General features: G+C 57.6%; 2 protein-coding genes. One reads left to right on the top strand and one right to left on the bottom strand.

Features of this window, described 5'->3' with window-relative positions:
* Positions 1-707 precede the first annotated feature (707 nt).
* Positions 708-2,306 carry a DUF222 domain-containing protein gene (locus ACNPM8_RS16955; protein WP_448940265.1) on the bottom strand — a complete coding sequence of 533 codons (1,599 nt, stop codon included), beginning with the start codon at positions 2,304-2,306 and terminating at the stop codon, positions 708-710.
* Between the two features lie 171 nt (positions 2,307-2,477).
* Here ACNPM8_RS16955 and ACNPM8_RS16950 point away from each other — a divergent pair, with 171 nt between their 5' ends.
* Positions 2,478-3,533 carry a lipoate--protein ligase family protein gene (locus ACNPM8_RS16950; RefSeq protein WP_400342360.1) on the top strand — a complete coding sequence of 352 codons (1,056 nt, stop codon included), beginning with the start codon at positions 2,478-2,480 and terminating at the stop codon, positions 3,531-3,533.
* Positions 3,534-3,716: the final 183 nt, after the last annotated feature.

Genomic DNA, 3,716 nt, shown 5'->3' with positions numbered 1-3,716 from the left:
GAACCCCCCCGCTGCTGCTTTAACAGCACACCTGTCCATCAGTGACTGAAAAATGTTTTCACGGAACCGTCTAAGAGGATTCGTTTTTCGCGCCACGATACGCATCGCGGCATCTTGGCAGTTTCCTGGATGCGCCAGTGACTGAAAAATATTGTCAGCAGCGTCCGCCCCAGCGTCTTCCGGCTCAATAGCCGTCGGGGCGGCAGGAGATGACTGAAAAATGCTCTCACTTAACTGACTAGGAGGATTCCTTTTTCGCGCCGTGATGCGCTAGTGGCATTTTGGTAGTCGTCTCGATGCGCCAGTGACTGAAAAATATTGTCAGCAGCGTTCGCCCCAGAGTCGTTCGGCGCAATAGCCGTCGGGGCAGCCGGGGATGACTGAAAAATATTTTCACGGAACTGTCGTAGAGGTCCCGTTTTAGGCACAGCGGTGCGCATCGGGCATTTTGGCAGTTGCCTGGAGGCGCCATTGACTGAAAAATATTGTCAGGAGCGTTTGCCCAGAGCTTTTCGGTGCTATAGCCGTCGGGGTTTCCAGTGGCGGCTGAATAAGGATTCGCTGACTCGTCGAAGCAGACGTCTTGGCCGCACTGCTCCGAGCAACTGGCTCCATCGCCGTTGCGTGAATGGTGTTATTGGTGGTGTGGAGGTGCTGGTGACTGAAAAATTCTGTCACCCAAAAACCGGTCAATCGGGATAGCGTCCTCAGCCTGTTTCCTTCTGGCCGTCATCTGGCGGCGATTCAGGACCGGGATCCTCGTCTGGAATGTCGACGCGAGGCTTGAGCCCAAGTACCCTGCGTACTTCTGCCGTGAGTCGAATATGCGGCAAAGGAATGACCTTAGGGCGCTCTGGGCAATGATCATTTACATGATCGAATTGGTCCACACGCTTGACGCTTTCCGGAATAACGAGTGCGCTCAGCCCGTGTGGAGTCACCCACATCTTGGATCCGTCAGGACGCGGAACGACTTTCCAACCCAATGCATGCTTGAACATTTGATGCTGCTTGCACAGCAGATGCGTATTGTCCCTGGTCGTATGCCCTCCGTGAGCCCAGCCATTTATATGGTCAATCTCGGAGCGGTCAGCTGGACGGCGACAGCCGGGGAAGCAGCAATGCTCATCGCGGTGCCGTAACAGATCCTTGAGGCTCTGCGAGGGCCGGTAGCGCCTTCGCTCGACATCTATCGCGGCGCCAGTCCATGGGTCGGTCAGCACGCGCTGGAACGAAGGCGCATCCTTTGCCAACACCAATGCGACCCCCAGTGGGATGGGGCCGTAGCCTTCCAGGTCAGCCACGGTCCTTGTAGGATCCGCCAGCATTTCCACCGCGGGAATCGTGATGGATACCCGTGGCTTGAGGGGCGTGCCTTCCCGGTCCGGCCAGCCGTTGAGGATGATGTCTGCAAAGGCGTCCGCTTCTATTTGCTCCCGGGTGCGGGGATCCTGCGGATCGTTATGCTGATCAGCTAGCCACTTCACGGAGTTCTTGATGGAGTGAATCACTGCGGCACTGTTGTAGTACTTGAGGGTGGACATGCCATTTTCGTTATCCCATAGCGTGAGCTTGCGATTCTTTTCAGACTTCTTGTGCCTTTGTTCGGCGGCCTCCGGGCACATCCTGTCATGGAACCGGCGTGCGCGTTGGTATATCGCGTCATCAGACGCAGTCTTCGCCATGGGCAACAGCACGCGTTGCATCTGCATGATTTGTTCGGGGAGCAAGTCCTGCGAATACTTCACGATGTCTTGCGCTGCCTTGGGCGTGATCTCTCCTGCAGCCAGAGCCGTGAGGGTTTCCTTGCAGGCGTAGCGAAGACCCTTGGCATAGAACATCCGCTTGCCTACCATGCGAGGGGTCTCACGCAGCGCGACAGCCGCTTCTGCGATGAAGTTGGAGTTGATGACCTGGTCACTGCCGCGGTCAACTCCATAGTATTGAGCACTTTTCCGAGCCTCGCGTTCCTCCTCCTCGGTAGTGGTCCCCGCGGTGGCGATCATATCGGCAAATGATTCACTGACTTGTTCTACTGAATCGGCCAGCAGCACAGATGTCATTGCATCGAGGGTGCTCTGAATGCGTTGGATCTTCTTCAGCCGTTCGAGGGCGTCGTCGGGGCCATTGAGCGGGCCCGCGTCGTAGAGCTCATCTGCCAATTGCTTCAGCGGACCATGGAACAGGTGATGTTCGAGATGGTCGCTGAATAACGAATCCTTGTGGGATTCTGTGCGAGTGCCAGCTGGGGGCAACGGTAGACGATGTTCATCATCGTCGTTATGGATGAAATCGGGTATAGCCATAGTTAATTATCCTGCTGGCAACAGACAGTTTGGCCCGGAAATCCGCGGAATGTGGAAGTATTCTCGAATATTTATTCGATTGTTATCCGGGGTCGAATGTTGCCACTGCGAACCACCGAATCCGGGGGCGCGTGGATTCGACTAGTGGGCAGCCGGGGATAGAATGAAACCATGAAGCATCATGGTGAATACAAGGTAGTCGGTGGCAAATTAGTCGTTGTAGATCTGGATACTTCCGATGGCGTGATCACCGAAGTGTCATTGAATGGCGACTTCTTCCTGGAACCAGATGATGCACTCGATGACTTGAATGATGCGCTACGCGGTTTGCCAGCGGACGCCAGCCACAGCACCATACGCAATGCGGTAACCGACAATCTGCGTGAAGGCGCAGTGATGTTCGGTTTTGACGAAGACGCCATCGCGCGCGTCGTCCGCCGCGCGCTGGGACACGCCACCAAGTGGGAAGACCACGAGTGGGAAGTCCTGGGCCCGGAGATCATTCCAATCACCGAGCAAGTGGCGCTGGATGAGGTGCTGACCCGGCAAATCGCCAAGGGGACCCGCAAGCCGACCATCCGCTTCTGGGACTGGAGCGAAGGTGCCGTCGTGATCGGCTCCTTCCAGTCGCTGAAGAACGAAGTGGACATGGAGCAAGCCGAAAAGCACGGCATCCAGGTGGTTCGCCGCATTTCCGGAGGCGGCGCGATGTTCATGGAAGCTGGCAACTGCATTACCTACTCGCTCTACGCTCCTGAATCCCTGGTGGACGGCATGAGCTTTGCCGATTCCTACCCGTACCTGGACGCCTGGGTGATGGAAGCGCTGGAAAGCATCGGCCTGGAAGCGTACTACAAGCCGCTGAACGACATCGCGACCCCTGCCGGCAAGATCGGCGGCGCAGCGCAAAAGCGCCTGGCCAACGGTGCGATGCTGCACCACGTCACGATGAGCTACGACATCGACGCGGAGAAGATGACCCAGGTGCTGCGCATTGGCCGGGAGAAGATCTCCGACAAGGGCATCACCTCAGCGGTCAAGCGTGTGGATCCGCTGAAGTCGCAGACAAAGCTGGATCGCATGGAGATCATCAACGTCATGATGGACACCTTCGCCAAGCGCACCGGGGCCAAGCCGGCGCAGCTGGATGCCGAATCCCGTCTGGCGGCGAAGGAATTGGCCGAGGCCAAATTCGCTACCGCGCAGTGGACCGCGCGGGTTCCGTAGCGAGCCAAGATCCAAGGGGCTGTTCTCGATCAAGTTCGAGGCCAGGCCCTTGTTTTGCTTGAGGCCATGGTTGCTGTGGCCCTGCCATCTCCGCTGGGCCGGCCGGGTTCGGCCGCAGGGCAGACCCGCACTGGAACCAGTTGCGCCACCGGCAACGGCCTGCGGCTCTTGGCCGGGCGCTGC

The organism is Glutamicibacter sp. AGC46 (assembly GCF_053543715.1).
Note: the sequence above shows the minus strand (reverse complement) of the source record. Positions and strands in the feature narration are given on the sequence as shown.